The sequence below is a fragment of the Pseudoalteromonas sp. DY56-GL22 genome, assembly GCF_041414715.1.
Taxonomy (GTDB): domain Bacteria; phylum Pseudomonadota; class Gammaproteobacteria; order Enterobacterales; family Alteromonadaceae; genus Pseudoalteromonas; species Pseudoalteromonas simplex.
Genome location: NZ_JANHZR010000003.1, coordinates 494275 through 511407 on the forward strand (window position 1 = coordinate 494275; position 17133 = coordinate 511407).

At 42.0% G+C, this 17133-nt stretch carries 15 protein-coding genes; 8 read left to right on the forward strand and 7 right to left on the reverse strand.

Features of this window, described 5'->3' with window-relative positions:
• Window positions 1-15: 15 nt before the first annotated feature.
• Window positions 16-2361, reverse strand: a complete 2346-nt coding sequence (gene metL / locus NO991_RS10135) for a bifunctional aspartate kinase/homoserine dehydrogenase II (RefSeq protein ID WP_371351973.1) — start codon at window positions 2359-2361, stop codon at window positions 16-18.
• 4 nt (window positions 2362-2365) lie between these two features.
• Window positions 2366-3625 carry a cystathionine gamma-synthase gene (gene metB / locus NO991_RS10140; RefSeq protein WP_054552812.1) on the reverse strand — a complete coding sequence of 420 codons (1260 nt, stop codon included), beginning with the start codon at window positions 3623-3625 and terminating at the stop codon, window positions 2366-2368.
• Window positions 3626-3849: 224 nt separating this feature from the next.
• Here metB and metJ point away from each other — a divergent pair, with 224 nt between their 5' ends.
• Window positions 3850-4170, forward strand: a complete 321-nt coding sequence (metJ, locus tag NO991_RS10145; protein WP_036973203.1) for a met regulon transcriptional regulator MetJ — start codon at window positions 3850-3852, stop codon at window positions 4168-4170.
• A 99-nt stretch (window positions 4171-4269) separates the two neighbouring features.
• Here the strand turns inward: metJ and NO991_RS10150 are convergent, their stop codons facing one another.
• A complete protein-coding gene (locus NO991_RS10150; protein ID WP_054552813.1) occupies window positions 4270-5511 on the reverse strand; it encodes a malic enzyme-like NAD(P)-binding protein in 1242 nt (413 codons plus the stop codon).
• 535 nt (window positions 5512-6046) lie between these two features.
• Window positions 6047-6262, reverse strand: a complete 216-nt coding sequence (rpmE, locus tag NO991_RS10155; RefSeq protein WP_036973208.1) for a 50S ribosomal protein L31 — start codon at window positions 6260-6262, stop codon at window positions 6047-6049.
• Between the two features lie 233 nt (window positions 6263-6495).
• On the opposite strand from rpmE, the gene priA reads away from it, so the two are divergent.
• The 5 genes from priA to NO991_RS10180 all read left to right on the forward strand — a co-directional run bounded on the left by priA (window position 6496) and on the right by NO991_RS10180 (window position 11610).
• The gene (priA, locus tag NO991_RS10160; RefSeq protein ID WP_300545122.1) at window positions 6496-8676 is read left to right on the forward strand and encodes a primosomal protein N'; all 2181 of its coding nucleotides are present in this window, start codon (window positions 6496-6498) and stop codon (window positions 8674-8676) included.
• A gap of 16 nt (window positions 8677-8692) precedes the next feature.
• Entirely contained in the window at window positions 8693-9220 is a 528-nt protein-coding gene (locus NO991_RS10165) for an SPOR domain-containing protein (RefSeq protein ID WP_054552815.1), read from the forward strand.
• 80 nt (window positions 9221-9300) lie between these two features.
• A complete protein-coding gene (gene hslV, locus NO991_RS10170; protein WP_054552816.1) occupies window positions 9301-9819 on the forward strand; it encodes an ATP-dependent protease subunit HslV in 519 nt (172 codons plus the stop codon).
• 11 nt (window positions 9820-9830) lie between these two features.
• Window positions 9831-11159, forward strand: a complete 1329-nt coding sequence (gene hslU, locus NO991_RS10175) for an HslU--HslV peptidase ATPase subunit (protein ID WP_054552817.1) — start codon at window positions 9831-9833, stop codon at window positions 11157-11159.
• 76 nt (window positions 11160-11235) lie between these two features.
• On the forward strand, window positions 11236-11610 hold the full coding sequence (locus NO991_RS10180; RefSeq protein WP_235374154.1) for a gamma-butyrobetaine hydroxylase-like domain-containing protein: 375 nt from the start codon (window positions 11236-11238) through the stop codon (window positions 11608-11610).
• A gap of 105 nt (window positions 11611-11715) precedes the next feature.
• Here the strand turns inward: NO991_RS10180 and NO991_RS10185 are convergent, their stop codons facing one another.
• The 3 genes from NO991_RS10185 to NO991_RS10195 all read right to left on the reverse strand — a co-directional run bounded on the left by NO991_RS10185 (window position 11716) and on the right by NO991_RS10195 (window position 15285).
• Complete coding sequence (locus tag NO991_RS10185; protein ID WP_138616133.1) at window positions 11716-13596, reverse strand: methyl-accepting chemotaxis protein; 1881 nt, start codon at window positions 13594-13596, stop codon at window positions 11716-11718.
• Window positions 13597-13702: 106 nt separating this feature from the next.
• Window positions 13703-14752: an MJ1255/VC2487 family glycosyltransferase gene (locus NO991_RS10190; protein WP_300362038.1), complete on the reverse strand. Its 1050-nt coding sequence runs from the start codon at window positions 14750-14752 to the stop codon at window positions 13703-13705.
• Window positions 14749-15285 (reverse strand): phosphatase PAP2 family protein, encoded by a 537-nt coding sequence (locus NO991_RS10195; protein ID WP_054552821.1) that lies wholly within the window; start codon window positions 15283-15285, stop codon window positions 14749-14751. The genes NO991_RS10190 and NO991_RS10195 overlap by 4 nt, the downstream gene beginning before the upstream one ends.
• Window positions 15286-15497: 212 nt before the next feature.
• Here NO991_RS10195 and rraA point away from each other — a divergent pair, with 212 nt between their 5' ends.
• Together rraA and NO991_RS10205 are read left to right on the forward strand one after the other, a co-directional pair.
• Complete coding sequence (gene rraA, locus NO991_RS10200) at window positions 15498-15995, forward strand: ribonuclease E activity regulator RraA (protein WP_054552822.1); 498 nt, start codon at window positions 15498-15500, stop codon at window positions 15993-15995.
• A gap of 5 nt (window positions 15996-16000) precedes the next feature.
• Complete coding sequence (locus NO991_RS10205; protein WP_300362033.1) at window positions 16001-17050, forward strand: formimidoylglutamase; 1050 nt, start codon at window positions 16001-16003, stop codon at window positions 17048-17050.
• Window positions 17051-17133 lie beyond the last annotated feature (83 nt).

A 17133-nucleotide genomic window follows, 5' to 3' on the forward strand; every position in this document is an offset into this window, starting at 1 on the left:
CTAAGATCAGCAAAATTACTTTAGGTTATTTACCAGCCAATATAGGTCTGAGTGCACCCCAGCGGCAGTGACTTCTTTACCCGCTCCTGGGCCTTGGATCACCAATGCATTATCTGTATACCACTGTGAATTGATCACAAAGATGTTATCGCCCGGTTTAAGGCTTGCTAGTACATCATCTTTGCCAACATTGACTAAACCAACTTGAGCCTGAACCTTACCATCTACGAGTGTTATAGCACCGGTGTAGCGCACCACTTTATCTTCCACCGCAGCTTGGGCTGCTTTTTCTGTCATGAATTCATCAAGTAGCTGTTTGTTTGCAAGGAAATCTTGCCAGCTTCCTGATGCAAGCTGTTCAGGCATCAGAGGTGTTAAAGCAATATCATCAAGCTCTAAATCAAGGCCTAAGTCACGCGCTAAAATTAGCAGTTTGCGCTGCATATCACGGCCAGATAAATCTTCACGAGGATCTGGCTCTGTATAGCCCATTTGCTGAGCTTGAAGCACTAAATCTGAAAACGGCACACTGCCATCATAACTGCTACATAACCAAGATAAAGTACCCGAGAATACCCCTTCAATGCGGTTAATGCTGTCTCCGCTATTTTGCAAATCAGCTAAAGCAAAGTTAATCGGTAAACCTGCACCCACACTGGTGTTATAACGCCATAACAGATTTCGCTCAGCCAAATTAGTGCGTAGGTTTTGATACCAGCTATTTTCTGCAGTGCCCGCGTATTTGTTTGCACTGATCAAGTGACAGTTAAGTTCAACAAAGTCAGGGTATAACTGACTGAACGCCTCACTGGCAGTGATATCAATCACCACTTTGTGCTCATAATCTAGTTCATTGATACGTGCTAATAATTCAGCTTTGTCGTAGCTTTGCGCTTCATTATGCCACTGCTCTTGCCATGTTTCGGTATTTAAACCACTGGCACTAAAAAGCATTTGTTTAGAGCGTAAAAGAGCAACTACTTTTACTTTGTACTGAGCAGATAAACGCGCAAACTGAGCTTGTAGTTGCGATAAGAACACTTCGCCTACATTACCAAGTCCAGCAACGATAATGGCCAACTCTTGACCTTTGTTTACCAGCTTGTCATGTAGAAGAGTTAAAACATCACTATCAATTGCCTGATCGTTTAAGATCAACACATAGTTATCGTCTTGTTGTACAAAACGAGGATGAATACTTTGCTCTTTTAAAAGCGCTGTGGCTTGCTCTGTTAGCGCAGATACATCAGCTGTTGGGGCAACTACTGCACAACCACTTAAATTTGACTCGACAATATTTGCACGGCCCGCTAAGTGGCTGACAACTTGGTGAGTGCTTTGACCTGGCACTAATAAGTAAGTATCGCCCTCTTTAGTAAAGTGATGCAGGCTGTGTTGAATTAACTGACTAAGCTCACCGACTTCACCACTGCTTAGTTTATCAACCCGTAATAAATCGATGTTATCTAAGGTCGTAATAAAACGTTTTGCTTTACTATAACCTTCTTTTACTACCTCGGTTGGCGTTGCATCACAATCAAAGCTACTTCTTACCACTAATTTAATTTCTGAGTCTTTTAACGGCGACAAGGTTTTTGCATGCAATACTGGGTTACCTAAACGCGCTAATAAGTTAGCTTGCTCGCGGCATACTTTGGCGTACTTAACCGCATTTTTAACTTTACGAGGGTCAGTACTAAATACCCCTTGTGTATCTGTCCAGATAGACACTTGCTTGGCAAAAGTATAACTCGCTAACAAAGTGGCACTGTAATCACTGCCATTACGGCCTAATGTCACCGTATTACCTTGGCAATCTGCAGCTATAAAACCCGTTACTACGTTGATATGTGTTCTGCTAATCGCATCACTGCATTGCTGTTGGTTTTTTTGATGTAAAAGCTGGCCACCATTTAGAGTAAATAGCTGTCTTGCATCAACATCTTGCGAATCGACACCTAACTGATTTAGATAAGCAGCCAATAACCGCGCCGACCACACTTCACCATGAGCAAGTAAAGGGGCTTCAAGTAACTGCTGCTGACTAATTAATTCATTTAATACAGCAAGTTCATCTTTTAACTGTGCCAACGCCTGTTGTTTATTCTGCCCTATAAGTAGCTGCTCAATAAGCGCACGTTGATTGTTATCAATAAGCAATAGAATATCGCTAACAGCTTGGCTATCTTGCTGCTGGTAACTTTGCCAAAGCTTTACCAGGGTATCGGTTGTTTTACCCGATGCCGACACAACGACGCAATCGCCCTGCTCAGTATTAGCAAGAACGATGTTCGCTACCGCATGATAACGATCTGCCGAGCTTAAGCTTGAGCCACCAAATTTATGAACAATATTTACCATTTTTCTACCACAATGCCGTATGTGCTGGCGTTAACTTAAATGACGCGTTTTGTTGTGTATCTTGCTGTGCTTGCTTAGCTTCAGCTTTTGTAACTTGCAGTCCTTGACCTGGCTTAACTAAATTGAAAACACGGTCTAAATCAGCAATGAGATCTTTTACGTCTTCAATGCCTACAGAAATACGGATCAAGGTATCGCCCACACCAGCTTCAAGACGCGCTTTAGGCTCCATGCCTGCGTGGGTCATTGTTGCAGGGTGACAAATCAAACTTTCTACCCCACCTAACGACTCAGCAAGGCTAAAGTCTTTAAGGCTTGTTAAAAACGCAGCAGCATCGTTGATGTCGCCTTTAATATCAAAGCTCACCATGCCACCAAAACCGCGTTGCTGTGCTTTAGCAAGCTCATGTTGTGGGTGAGAAGCAAGGCCAGGGTAATAAACTTGGCTCACATAAGGAGAGCTTTCTAAATACTCAGCAATGGCAAAGGCATTTTCTTGGTGCTGCTTTAGGCGTACATTTAAAGTACGTAAACCACGAAGCGTTAAGTAGCTGTCAAATGGTGCACCAGTAATACCGATATTATTCGCCCACCAAGCAAGCTCGTCGCCTAGCTCTTGCGTTGCAGCAATCACTGCACCGCCCACTACATCAGAGTGACCATTGATGTATTTAGTGGTTGAGTGCACAACAATATCAACACCAAACTCAATTGGGTTTTGTAATGCAGGTGATAAGAAGGTGTTATCAGCCGCAACCAAAGCACCACACTGCTTAGCAATACTAGTGATTGCTTTAATATCTGTTAAACGCAAGATTGGGTTACTTGGCGTTTCAATCCAAATCAACTTAGGTTTAATCGCTAAAATTTCTTGGAGATTTTCAGATTTAGTTAAATCCAAAACTTTTAGTTTTAACAGGCCACGCTTTTCAAGCGAGGTGAATAAACGATAACTACCGCCATAACAGTCATGTGGGATCACTAACGTGTCGTCACTGTTTAATAGCTGAGTGGCTAAATGCACAGCAGACATACCTGTTGCAGTGATAATACCTTTAGCACCACCTTCAAGTTCAGCTAAGGTTTCAGCTAAGATATCGCGATTTGGATTACCGCTGCGACCATAGTCATACTGGCGCTTAGTATCAAAATCAGCAAACGAATAGGTGGTTGATAAGTATAAAGGAGGCACAACCGCACCATGATGTTTATCGGCTTCTATGCCGTGACGAACAGCAATCGTCGCTTTATTTTTTTCGCTCATTTCATCACCTATTCTTTAATTGGATGTTTAGACGTCTAAAAGGTTAGATGATCAAATATGAGAAGTCAAAGCATTTATCGCTTACACATAGAAGTTTATACATTTACACCACTAGATGGCTAAATAACTAGTATTTGACTATCTTTTTTAAAGAGATAGAATTTCCGCATCTTGCGCTGTGAATAAGGCGTAAATCACTGACAACCGAGGCAACGAAACAACTTATGGCTAAATGGAACGGTGAATACATTCACCCATATGCAGAACACGGTAAAAAATCAGAACAAGTAAAAAAGATTACCGTATCAATCCCACTTAACGTATTAAAAGTATTAACTGACGAGCGTACACGCCGCCAGATCAATAACCTGCGTCATGCGACGAACAGTGAGTTATTGTGTGAAGCTTTCTTACATGCTTTTACAGGTCAACCATTACCAAATGATGACGACCTACGTAAAGACAACCCTGAAAAGGTACCTGAAGAAGTTAAAAGAATTATGCAAGAAATGGGATTAGATATCCCAGTGCTTGATTCAGAATAAGTATTTCGGCCATCGGATCACCGCCGATAATCGCAGATATAAAAAAACTCAGCCTAGGCTGAGTTTTTTATTGAGCGTTATACCTAAGGCTAATTAAGTTTAACGCATGTAATCTTCTGGCATATCGATTTGCGCCACACCCGACTCTACAGCCGCTTCAGCAACAGCACGTGCAATACGTGGTAATAAACGCGGATCCATAGGCTTAGGAATGATGTACTCGGCACCAAACTCAAGTGACTCAACGCCAGCCGCTTTTAATACTTCACTTGGTACAGGCTCTTTCGCGATGCCACGAATAGCATGAACTGCAGCAATTTTCATTTCATCATTAATTGCCGTTGCACGAACATCTAACGCGCCACGGAAAATGAATGGGAAACAAAGCACGTTATTTACTTGGTTAGGGAAATCTGAACGACCCGTTGCCATAATTAAATCGTTACGCGCGCTATGTGCAACTTCTGGAGCAATCTCAGGATCTGGGTTTGAACATGCAAACACAACTGGCTTGTCTGCCATCAGCTTAAGATCATCTGCAGTTAACAGATTGGGACCTGATACACCAACGAATACATCAGCATCAGCAATAACATCTTGTAATGTACGCTTATCGGTGTTGTTAGCAAATAATTGCTTATACTCGTTTAAGTCATCACGACGTGTATGGATCACACCTTTACGGTCAAGCATATAAATGTGTTCACGCAGTGCACCACACTTAATTAAAAGCTCCATACAAGCAACAGCAGCAGCACCAGCACCTAAGCATACGATGATAGCATCTTCGATATCTTTGCCTTGCACTTCAAGGGCGTTAAGCATACCAGCAGCTGTAACAATAGCGGTACCATGTTGGTCATCGTGGAAAACGGGAATATCACAGCGCTCGATAAGCGCTTTTTCGATTTCAAAACACTCAGGCGCTTTAATATCTTCTAGGTTGATACCACCAAACGTATCAGCGATGTTAGCAACCGTATTAATGAAATCTTCTGTTGTGCGGTGTTTAACTTCAATATCAATTGAGTCAAGGCCAGCAAAACGTTTGAATAGTAAGGCTTTACCTTCCATTACAGGTTTTGATGCAAGCGGACCTAAGTTACCTAAACCTAAAATTGCGGTACCGTTTGAAATAACTGCAACCATGTTGCCTTTGCCTGTGTATTTATAGGCGTTTGCTGGATCAGCAGCAATTTCACGGACTGGTTCAGCCACACCTGGGCTATAAGCTAAAGCGAGATCGTTAACCGTTTCGGCTGGCTTGGTTAGTTCAACACTAATTTTACCTGGAACGGGGTGAGCGTGGTAATGTAATGCTTGTTCACGAAAATCTGACATAACGCGATAGTATCCTGCAAAAAGTTAAAAAGTGAGAGAGCTTGCATCAGTACGATACCTGTAATGTATAAAAATTCCAAGTATTATCAGGTCTATCCTGTTATATGCTATATCGCTTAATTTTAAAGGATTTCCCAACAATTTCTGCGCATAGTTGCGATTAATCAGACATAAAAATTCATCTATTTATGACCTTTTAAGCACGTGTTGTTGTATTTTATACGCACGTACACTGCAATTAGCCGAAATTAGCCCAAAACAGCTATTTCAACGAAGTTCACAGCATTTACTAACAAAGTTATTTAAATTTATTATTTTTAATAACTTTTATGAAAGTTTATACAACAAAGAATATAGCCAAGGGGTGGCACTTTGTCTGCAAAAATAGCGACATAATGGGCATAACAGCCAGAAATAGTTATGCAAGATACATAAGTGAAGATGATAAGTAAGTGGCAGCGTTAATAATGAGTTTTGTGAATTTTAGGCATAAAAAAAGCACCCTAAGGTGCTTTTTTTAACTAAACAGCAGAGATTACTTCTTGCTGCTAAGTGCACCGAAGCGCTTGTTGAAACGATCAACACGGCCGCCAGTGTCTAAAATCTTTTGCTTACCAGTGTAAAACGGGTGACACTCAGAACATACATCTAAGTGGATGTCTTTACAAAGAGTTGAGCTAGTTTCGAATTTGTTACCACATGAACAAGTTGCAGTGATAGCTTCGTACTTAGGGTGAATACCTTCTTTCATAGGGAACCTCTAGTTAAGGCCGTATCGCTCTCCAAACCCGAAGTCTGGCACCATACGCAGTTAATACAATTAATAGGCCGCGTATTTTATAGCTCAAGAAGCCTTACGACAAGCTTTAAATACATCTTTCGCTAAAAAAATAACCAAGTGGTCTGTTGTTCAGTATTTGTTGGTAGGTTTTTAACTGCAATTTTAGTACATTATCTTTCTATCTTTGTTTCAGTTGAGTTGTTATGTACTTTGTAGAAGTTGCCATAAAAGTCCCTTTACAGCGTACCTTCGATTATAAAGTTGAACAGCTGCTGCATAGCCCTGAGTTAAAGCCAGGTATGCGGGTTCGCGTGCCATTTGGTAGTCAAAAAAAGGTTGCCGTGGTACTGGCTCTTAAAACATCAACCGATGTTCCCGCTGACAAAATCAAGCCGATTATTGATGTTATAGACGACACGCCAGTGTTATCTGAGCAACATTTAGCATTACTAAAATTCACAGCACGCTACTACTGTTACCCATTGGGCGAGACCATTCATACGGCACTTCCGGCTGCATTAAGGCAAGGCGAATGCCCAGATAAAACCAGTATTAATATGGTTGAGCTGACCGATAAAGGTGCAAAACTGCCGTCCTTAAAAGCAAAAACTCAGTTAAGTTTATTAAAACAGCTAGCCGAGTCGGGCAAGTCATCGGTCACAGAATTAAAAGCGCTCGGATTTACAAAAAAAACCATCGACAGTCTGCTTGATAAAGAACTGATCACCCAGTTTATTGAGCATGATAACCAATGGCAGCAACGCGCGCCGACTGTCGGTAGCAAGCCGGTGCTTAATAAAGAGCAAGCTGTTGCCTGCACCAGCATTAACCAAGCTCGTGGCTTTACAAGCTTTTTGCTTGAAGGAGTTACCGGAAGTGGTAAAACCGAAGTGTATTTGCAATGCCTAGAAGAAGTACTGCAAAAAGGTCAGCAAGCCTTAGTATTAGTGCCTGAAATTGGCTTAACACCCCAAACTGTCAACCGCTTTCGTCGTCGCTTTCCCGATACCCCAATTATGCTATGGCACTCAGCATTGACAGATAACGAACGCTTACAAACTTGGCGTTTTTGTGAAAAAGGCAGCTGCGCCATAGTGATCGGCACACGTTCAAGTATTTTCTTACCTTTTTTATCACTTGGCATGATCATCGTTGATGAAGAGCACGACAGCTCGTTTAAGCAACAAGATACACTACGCTATCATGCTAGAGACCTAGCCGCTTATAGAGCATACCAACATAATATTCCGCTCGTTCTAGGCAGTGCCACACCAGCACTTGAGACCTTACATAAAGCAATTAATAACAAATATCAGCTGTTGAGCCTCACTGAACGGGCCCAAACCAGTACTGATAACCAGTTCCAATTAATGGACATGAAAGGTCAGCCTGAGCAAGCAGGGATTGCCCATGCCAGCCTTGCCTATATGCGCCAGCATTTAGAACGTGGTAAGCAAGTGATGGTGTTTTTAAACCGTCGTGGTTTTTCGCCTACCCTTATATGCCATGAGTGCGGTTGGCTAAGTGAGTGCTCACGTTGCAGCACCAGTGCAACCTTTCATAAAGCCATTGGCCAGATGATCTGTCACCACTGTGGTGAGCAACATCAGGTGCCTCATCAATGCCCTGATTGCGGCAGCACGCAGATTTTTCCAAATGGCAAAGGCACTGAACAAATCGAAGAGTTTTTAACACAAACCTTCCCTGATATTCCGATTAGTCGTATCGACCGAGATTCAACTCGTCGTAAAGGCAGCTTAGAAAAAGCCCTTGATGATATTAACCAAGGCGGTGCGCGCATCTTAGTTGGCACGCAAATGTTGGCAAAAGGCCACCACTTTGCCGATGTTAGCCTTGTTTTAATCCTAGATGTCGACAGTGGATTATATTCGTGTGACTTTCGCGCCACTGAACATTTAGCGCAACTTGTTACGCAAGTGGCAGGCCGTGCAGGTCGCAGTGGTGAACCTGGGCAAGTATTATTACAAACTCACTTTCCTGAGCACCCGCTACTGCAAGACTTAGTTAATAATGGTTACCAAGATTTTGCCCGTTACGCACTGACAGAACGAGAAGACGCGCAACTTCCACCAATCACAAATATGGCTATGGTGCGTGCCGAAGGACATAACATAAATCAAGTGATGGATTTTTTAACTGATTTGGTTCCTGTACAGAACGTATCTGGTATACAATTGCTCGGTCCGATACCCGCACCACTAGAACGTGTAGCAGGTAAATATCGCTTTCAGTTACATATTCAGGCGCAGGAACGCTCCCACTTACACCAATATTTAGCGCAAATGGTCGACTATATAAGTACCAGTAAATTAGCGCAAAAGGTGCGTTGGAGCTTAGATGTTGATCCTATAGATATGATTTAAAGGCCAATTAAGAGTCATGGCACAGCACGATTACATAAATAAAAAACCAGCAAATCGAAATAATAAAAAACAAGCCCCGGCGAAAAAGCCTTTCCCTATTATTCTTGTTTTAATTGCGCTTATCTTAGTAGGCGGGTTTGGTTACGGCCTATGGTATATCAAACATAATGCTGATCCTGAGTTAGTAGAGCAGCAAGCAAACCCGACTAAAAAAGAAGAAGTAGTTATTCCACCACCTAAGACACCTGAATTTATCAAAGAAATTAAAGAGCACGAAGTTCAGGTTGAAGTAAAAGAGATTGAACAAAAAGGCCCATATGTAATGCAATGCGGCTCTTTTAGAACATTAGAGCAAGCACAAACATTAAAAGCTAAAATTGCTTTTGCCGGCTTAGTGGCCGAAGTGAAGAAAACACAAGGCAGCAATGGTATTTGGTATAAAGTGCGCTTAGGCCCATACGAAACCAAACGTTTAGCCGAAAGTGACAAGAATAAACTTAAACGCATCAAAATAATGGGCTGCGGAATTTGGCTTTGGACTTGATTTTAGTTCATTCACCCATATAAACACCTCATCAATCGCTTTTTACGAGCGGCCTTGCCGCTCGATGATGAGGAATAATCATGACCACTATTGTAAGTGTACGCCGCGACGACAAGGTCGTTATTGGTGGCGACGGCCAAGTTTCACTTGGTAACACCGTAATGAAGGGCAACGCCCGCAAAGTTCGACGTCTTTATAATGGCAAAGTAATCGCTGGTTTCGCTGGCGGTACTGCTGATGCCTTCACCCTTTTCGAACGATTTGAAAGCAAATTAGAAATGCACCAAGGCAACTTAACCAAGGCTGCCGTTGAAATGGCCAAAGATTGGCGTAGTGATCGCGCACTTAGAAAGCTCGAAGCACTATTAGCAGTCGCAGACGAAACTGCTTCATTAATTATCACAGGTAACGGTGATGTTGTGCAGCCAGAAAACGACCTAATTGCGATTGGCAGTGGTGGTAACTTCGCACAATCAGCAGCCACAGCGCTACTAGAAAACACCGACCTAAGTGCACGTGACATTGTAGAGAAGAGCCTAACGATTGCAGGCAATATCTGCGTATTCACGAATAATTTCCAAACTATTGAAGAATTGTAATAGGAACTGCCATGTCTGAGATGACGCCAAGAGAAATCGTTCACGAGCTTGATCAACATATTATTGGCCAAGCTAAAGCTAAAAAAGCAGTTTCAATCGCGCTACGTAACCGCTGGCGCCGTATGCAACTGAGCGATGATTTACGCGCAGAAGTAACGCCTAAAAACATTTTAATGATTGGCCCTACTGGTGTGGGTAAAACTGAAATTGCTCGCCGCCTAGCTAAACTTGCTAATGCGCCTTTTATTAAAGTTGAAGCAACAAAGTTCACCGAAGTGGGCTATGTTGGTAAAGAAGTTGAAACGATCATCCGCGATTTAGTTGATATCTCAATTAAAATGACGCGTGAACAGCAAACCAAAAAATTCAAACATCGCGCTGAAGAAGCGGCAGAAGAGCGTATTTTAGATGCTCTTTTACCACCAGCACGCGATACCTTTGGTGAGTCAAAAACAGAAGAGAACTCTTCTACTCGTCAATCTTTCCGTAAAAAATTACGTGAAGGTCAGTTAGACGATAAAGAAATTGATATCGATGTTGCACAAGCTCAACCTAATGTTGAGATCATGGCTCCTCCTGGTATGGAAGAAATGACCAACCAGCTTCAGAGCATGTTCCAAAACATGGGTGGCGATAAGCGCAGCAAGCGTAAGCTAAAAATCAAAGAAGCATTTAAGCTATTAGTTGAAGAAGAAGCAGCAAAACTTGTTAACCCTGAAGAGTTAAAAGAGCAAGCTATCTTCGCAGTAGAGCAAAACGGTATCGTGTTTATCGATGAGATCGATAAAATCTGTAAACGTGGTGAAGCATCTGGCCCAGATGTTAGCCGTGAAGGTGTACAACGCGACTTACTACCATTGATCGAAGGTTCAACAGTAAGCACTAAGCACGGTATGGTTAAAACTGACCACATGTTGTTTATCGCATCTGGTGCATTCCAAATGGCTAAACCATCAGACATGATCCCAGAGCTACAAGGTCGTTTACCAATTCGCGTTGAGCTTGAAGCACTAAGTGCTGATGACTTTAAACGTATCTTAACTGAGCCTCATGCTTCATTAACTGAGCAACAACGTGAGCTGTTAAAAACAGAGCAAGTTGACGTTGAGTTTACTGATGATGCCATTGAACGTATCGCGAAAGCGGCTTGGCAAGTAAATGAGAAAACCGAAAACATCGGTGCCCGTCGCTTGCACACAGTGATGGAAAAACTAATGGAAGAAATTTCATTTGATGCTTCAGAAAAAGCAGGTTCAACACTAACAATTGATGCTAATTACGTTGAGCAGCATTTAGGTGCACTTGTTGAAGATGAAGACTTAAGTCGCTTCATTCTTTAATCAACAAATTAGCGTTATAATTAAAAGCCTCCAGTTGGAGGCTTTTTAGTTTATAAATCGTAGATTCGAGGCTGACATGAAAGAAGTCACTAAAGTGCATTATCACAGCGTTAGCAAAGTATTAGATGTTCATTTTGATGATCAGACTATTGCTCAATTTAGTGCTGAATTTTTGCGTGTTCACTCACCTTCTGCTGAAGTACAAGGTCATGGCAATGAACCAATGAAACTCGTACTTGGTAAGCAACAAGTAGGAATTAACAAGATTGAGCCGGTTGGTCATTATGCGATTCGACTGGTGTTTAGCGATAATCATAATAGCGGTTTATTCAGCTGGCACTATTTAAGTGAGCTGCAAGCTAACCATGATGAGCTTTGGCAGCAATACCAAACAAGAGTATCTGAGCACGAAGCAAGTAAAGACAGCGTGCCTATCAAGTTTGTGCCTTAATACCTATCAAAATGCCTCGATAAAGCACACCTAAAAACAAAAAAGCGCGATGACGACACCGTCACCGCACTTTTGTTTTATAAAGTATAAAGTATCAAGTAATTATTAAACTTTAAACTTATCGATTGCCTGATAGAGGACACGCGCTTGCTCTGATACTTCTTCGCTGGTTTGTGCATTAGTCGCTGCGTGACCCGATGCCTCTTGGGCGATATCACGAATACGAACCACGTTTTTATTCACCTCAGAAGCCACTTGGCTTTGCTCATCAATCGCTGTGGCAATGTGAGTGCTCATATCCATAATGGTTTGTACATCTTCGGTGATTGAGCGTAGTAACTCACCGGCTTTACTTGCCTGTGCTGCACTTTCGCCACCTTGCGTACGACATTGCTGCATAATGCTCACCACTTCTTGCGTACGCCCTTGTAAGGTCGAAATGATGCTCTCAATCTCTTGTGTTGAATCTTGAGTACGCTGTGCAAGTGAGCGAACTTCATCTGCTACTACCGCAAAGCCACGGCCTTGTTCACCAGCACGCGCCGCTTCAATAGCCGCATTGAGTGCCAGTAAGTTTGTTTGCTCAGCAATGCCACGAATAACATCCAGTACAGAGCCAATCGTTTCAGCGTCTTTTTCTAATTGCGACACCACACTTGACGCATTACCGAGTGAGTCTGATAAGTGATTAATTTGCACTACCGTTGACTCAACCTCAGAACGACCTTGCTGCGCACTTAAGTTAGTCGACTCTGCTTTTTTCGCAGCCGCTTCAGTATTGTGAGAGATATCTTGAATCGTCGCCTGCATTTCTGTTGCAGCAGTAGCAACCATATCAGCTTCATGAAGTTGCTCTTGCATACCAGAGCTAGTTGCCGCTGTCGTTTCTGATAAATGCTCTGTTGCCACATTGAGTGTGCCTAGAGCGGTATTGACTTCGTAAATTAGCTTTTTAAAGTCACTAATCAAGCTATTAAAGTCAACTGTCATCGTGGTGATTTCATCTTTACCTGACTGCTCAATAGACATACTTAAATCATTACTGCGACGTATTTCATTAATCGTGTGATATACACGCTCAATAGGCATAATGATTGAACGACTAGTAAAATAGACTAACAGCATGACCAAAACGCTGGCGACAATGAAAACAAGCAACGCAATGAGTTGCGCTCGCTCGGCGCTAGACTCAACAAAAGCTTTAGTTTCCGTTGTTAATTGGTTAACAATTGCATCGCTCTTTTCTACACTTCGCTTCATTTCACCTAGTGCACCTGAGTCTAGATCTAATCCTAGAGTCACCTGTGCATCGACAAGCGCTTTGAATTTAACTTGGTAAGTAGCCAAGTTACTAAGTAATTGCTTCTCATAGCCAGTTTCAAATCCTGCATTTTTAATTTCAGACTGAAAATTACTGACTAAATCATCAAATTTAGCCAGATACTTCAAATCAAATCGCAGCATAAAGTCTTTCTCTGCGCGACGAAGCTGCAGCATCAAGGTTAATAGCTGATAGTTTTCACGTTCACTGAGTAAGGTTTCAACTTGATGCACGGCTCCACGTAGCTCACCATACAACGCATCTTTAGGATGCAAACCAATTTTCTTTTGCAACACAACAACTTCATTAAAGTCATCGTAATACAATTTCGCTAAGCTTCTAAATTCATCAAGTTTTGCTGACTCCATTGATAAGTCATTAACTAGCTCGTCAAGACGTGCCATTTTAACTTTAAGCTGTGCATACTCTTTTTCAAAAAGCTCAAGACTTTCGACATCTTTATAAAACAAAAAGTTTTTTTCATGCTTGCGCATTGCAAGTTCATGAATATCAAGCTCCTCCGCATTTTGAATTGTTTCATTGAGTTTTAGCATCATGCGCGACTCAAGGATAATTACACACAGCATCACAATCATTGCAAGACCAACAACGAGCGCGTTTAATTGCAAACGACGCTTAATAGTTAAGTTTTGTAATACATTCATTCAAAGTGCCCTATAGAAACATGCATTTAAGAGTATAGCTAAACTATCTAAAGCAGCTAATAAAAAGTGATTAAACTTGTCGCACATTTTCTAATATTAGGAAGGTTTAAACAATTAGTTTTTGTTCTAAATCAACCTGTTGCCATAGGTATTTATGGAGCTTATCCACCTTTTCCCATTGCTTTTTTCTTATCCACTCAACCAAAGGTGCTGGATCGCTTGGGAAGTTGAGTTTTTTATTCTGTGGAGATTGCAGCCAATCATCCATCGCATTGGGGTTTAAATAACTCATGACATGAGCTGCCCCCATCGACAATAAAGTCTGCGCATTAATACCTTGCTCAAACTGTTTACCTAGCGGTTTTAACAATAATTTTTTACCAAGTTGTAATGCTTCACTTGCAAGTTCGAATCCAGCATTACCAATCACGCCACCCGCATTAGCAAGATCATTTAGAAACCCAACGCGTGATGGTGCTCGCAGATGGATATTACCAACTGAACAATCCTTAGCATCCGGGTGATAACAATAAAACTCTCTTTCAGGAAAATCTTTTAAGTACTCGACCACATTGTTAAGATTTTCGAATGGCAGATACACCAACACCTTATTTTCAACCATCACTGGGTTATCGTGATGATGAGTAGCAATAAATGGAGGGATGATATTTTCAGCATAAGGTTGCCAATGTACGCCTAAATAAACACTGGCTGGCGCATAGTTACGGATCAGCGCACGGCGAAAGAAAGCGCGGCCAAACATCGGCACTTTATCAGATAAAAATGCCGCTTGATGACTCATGCCAATTACCGGAATATTTTGTTGTTTAGCAGCCCATGCTGTAATTGGCTCAAAGTCATTAAATACCAAATCATAATGACGTAAATCAAGGCCTTTTATATCTTTAATTAGTTGTAGTGGACGTGCATTTTTCAATGTTTTAAAGCTATCAACCTGCCCCGATTTACTGGTAAACGACAAACCTCGAAAAACTCGGTAATCAGCAAAATCATCCATATCAAAGTAGTCTTGCTCTTTTCGACCAGAGAACACATAGTCAACATCGACTCCTAAAGCCCTAAACGTGCTAGCCATCACACGCGCACGCGTTATGTGCCCATTGCCTGTCCCTTGAATACCGTACAAAATTCTCATATAGACTCCACCACCATCACAGCTAATACTGCACAACTAGATCCCATTACTGCACCAATAACCACATCAGCGGGGTAATGCACACCAATAATCACTCTAGATGCAGCGACCCCTGATGCCCAAACCAACCACAAACCGGCAAATTCAGGTAAATACATAGTTAAAATTGTCGCCACTACAAATGCTCCCGCACTATGCCCCGATGGCAAACTAAACCTATCACTCGGCACTAAATAAGCGCCTTGTACTAAGCAATCACAAGGTCTTACCCGAGCAATTCGCTTTTTAACTAAAAAATAAATGGGTCGCTCAATGACAAAACCTACCAGTAGACTCATTGCAAGTTGTTGAAAATGCGCTTGCTCCGTAAACCACCAAAAGCTCAAAAATAGTGCAACATAAAGACCGCCATCACCACTTTTTGAAAAGCCAATGGCTGATCGCCTTAACCACACTGGCGAAGCATCATTAAACACACTTAAGAACAGCTGTTCGTCCACCTTTGCCAATTTTGTAAGTATGTTGTTTGCCATGGTGAGCTCCTTGTCATACTTTGCGTCTAATTTTTATACTCACCTCAGCTTAGGCGCTAAAAATAACAATTAAGTGACGCTTTTGAGACACTAATGTTGCGGTGACAAAATTCCTTTGATTTAAACCAATAATCCGCTATTAAGTCGTTGTTATTGAGTTGTATCAGGGTATACTGAGTACTAAACAGACAGTCTCTTTAGAGGATGAAAAAATGGATTACAGCACTTCTGATTTATGCGACCACTTTGCAGATGTGGTTGATGTGCTCGAACCAATGTTTATCAATTTTGGTGGACGCCCAAGCTTTAGTGGTCGAGTAAAAACCGTTAAATGCTTTGAAAATAACGAGCTGATCCGCGAAATTTTATCAACCGATGGCACCGACAGCGTGTTATTGATTGACGGTGGTGGTTCAACCCGACGTGCCCTAATTGATATTGAGCTGGCTGAAATCGCATTAGAAAACAACTGGCAAGGAATTATTGTCTACGGTGCTATTCGCCATGTTGATGAGCTTGAAGAGCTAGACCTAGGCATTCAAGCAATTGCGTCTATTCCTGTTGCTGCCGATAGTGAAGGTGCAGGTGAAGACGGTATTGGCGTTAACTTCGCAGGTGTTTCTTTCTTTGATGACGACTTTGTTTACGCTGATAGCACCGGTATTATATTATCTGCTGAAGAATTAGAGTTAGAAATAATAGAAGACTAATCTCGGTGACAAACTACCTTAAAATTTATGATGAAGCGGCGGTAAAGCACTTATGTGTCCGCCGCGCTAACGAACTCAAAGCTTGGCAAGCCCTTGCCCTTCTCGACACTCAAGTTAACGCCCCACAAGCACTCATCGATGCAAAGCATTTCGGTATTCGCTATGTTTTAGTTGGCGTATGTGAGGATATTGGCCCTCGCGCTAACTTAGGTAACGGTGGCTCAGGACAAGCGTGGCAAGCATTTTTAAAGCGCTTTTTAAACCAAACGCATAACCAGTTTTTAAACCACGAGCGTGTGTTGCTACTCGGCGAAGTGGCCCTTGATGACTTAAACCAACAAGCTGCTGACCTTGATAATAAAAACGACGCCGACTTAGCCAAACTACGTGAATTATGCGCTGATATAGACACCCGCGTTGAGCAAGTGATTGCGATGATTTTTGCAGCTGGTCTTGAGCCAATTGTAATCGGTGGCGGCCACAACAACTGCTTAGGTATTTTACGTGCCCTTAGTAAGCAAGATGGTAAACCAGTAAATGCTATTAACTTAGACCCTCATGCTGATTTCAGAGAGTGTGAAGGCCGCCATAGTGGCAATGGCTTTAGATATGCTTACAGCGAAAACCACCTCGCTGATTATCACGTGATGGGGTTACACGAATTTAAAAATAACCAAGCGATTATTGATGCCCTGACAAACGCAAACTTCACGTTTGATAGTTACCAAGACATTCAAGTACGTCGTAAAGTTGATTTATCTTCAGCATGTCAACACGCACTAGCTCAGTTTGATAATGCCTCGCTTGGCGTAGAAGTAGACTTAGACAGTATTTCGTTAATGCCAGTTAGCGCATACACCAACTGTGGTTTTAATGTGAGTGATGCAGAACACTTTGTGCATTTAGCTGCCAGCCAAGCAACAGCCCGCTACTTACATTTATGTGAAGGCGCACCATCACAACACCCGGTTAGTTTAGAAGCAGGTATGAACGATGCAGGCCAAATAATCACAGCTTTAGTAAACGCCTACCTGCAAGCCAGAGAAGAAACTTAAATCTTCACTCGGGGTTAAATATTCGGAGCAATTTCACGTCAAGCTATGGGGATGATAGGAGCTACCGACCACTCCTTAACTAA

What these genes read in the sequence shown, in the direction of transcription:
- metL (WP_371351973.1), bottom strand. Translation starts at nt 2,361, where the DNA reads ATGGTAAATATTGTTCATAAATTTGGTGGCTCAAGCTTAAGCTCGGCA.
- metB (WP_054552812.1), bottom strand. Translation starts at nt 3,625, where the DNA reads ATGAGCGAAAAAAATAAAGCGACGATTGCTGTTCGTCACGGCATAGAA.
- metJ (WP_036973203.1), top strand. Translation starts at nt 3,850, where the DNA reads ATGGCTAAATGGAACGGTGAATACATTCACCCATATGCAGAACACGGT.
- NO991_RS10150 (WP_054552813.1), bottom strand. Translation starts at nt 5,511, where the DNA reads ATGTCAGATTTTCGTGAACAAGCATTACATTACCACGCTCACCCCGTT.
- rpmE (WP_036973208.1), bottom strand. Translation starts at nt 6,262, where the DNA reads ATGAAAGAAGGTATTCACCCTAAGTACGAAGCTATCACTGCAACTTGT.
- priA (WP_300545122.1), top strand. Translation starts at nt 6,496, where the DNA reads ATGTACTTTGTAGAAGTTGCCATAAAAGTCCCTTTACAGCGTACCTTC.
- NO991_RS10165 (WP_054552815.1), top strand. Translation starts at nt 8,693, where the DNA reads ATGGCACAGCACGATTACATAAATAAAAAACCAGCAAATCGAAATAAT.
- hslV (WP_054552816.1), top strand. Translation starts at nt 9,301, where the DNA reads ATGACCACTATTGTAAGTGTACGCCGCGACGACAAGGTCGTTATTGGT.
- hslU (WP_054552817.1), top strand. Translation starts at nt 9,831, where the DNA reads ATGTCTGAGATGACGCCAAGAGAAATCGTTCACGAGCTTGATCAACAT.
- NO991_RS10180 (WP_235374154.1), top strand. Translation starts at nt 11,236, where the DNA reads ATGAAAGAAGTCACTAAAGTGCATTATCACAGCGTTAGCAAAGTATTA.
- NO991_RS10185 (WP_138616133.1), bottom strand. Translation starts at nt 13,596, where the DNA reads ATGAATGTATTACAAAACTTAACTATTAAGCGTCGTTTGCAATTAAAC.
- NO991_RS10190 (WP_300362038.1), bottom strand. Translation starts at nt 14,752, where the DNA reads ATGAGAATTTTGTACGGTATTCAAGGGACAGGCAATGGGCACATAACG.
- NO991_RS10195 (WP_054552821.1), bottom strand. Translation starts at nt 15,285, where the DNA reads ATGGCAAACAACATACTTACAAAATTGGCAAAGGTGGACGAACAGCTG.
- rraA (WP_054552822.1), top strand. Translation starts at nt 15,498, where the DNA reads ATGGATTACAGCACTTCTGATTTATGCGACCACTTTGCAGATGTGGTT.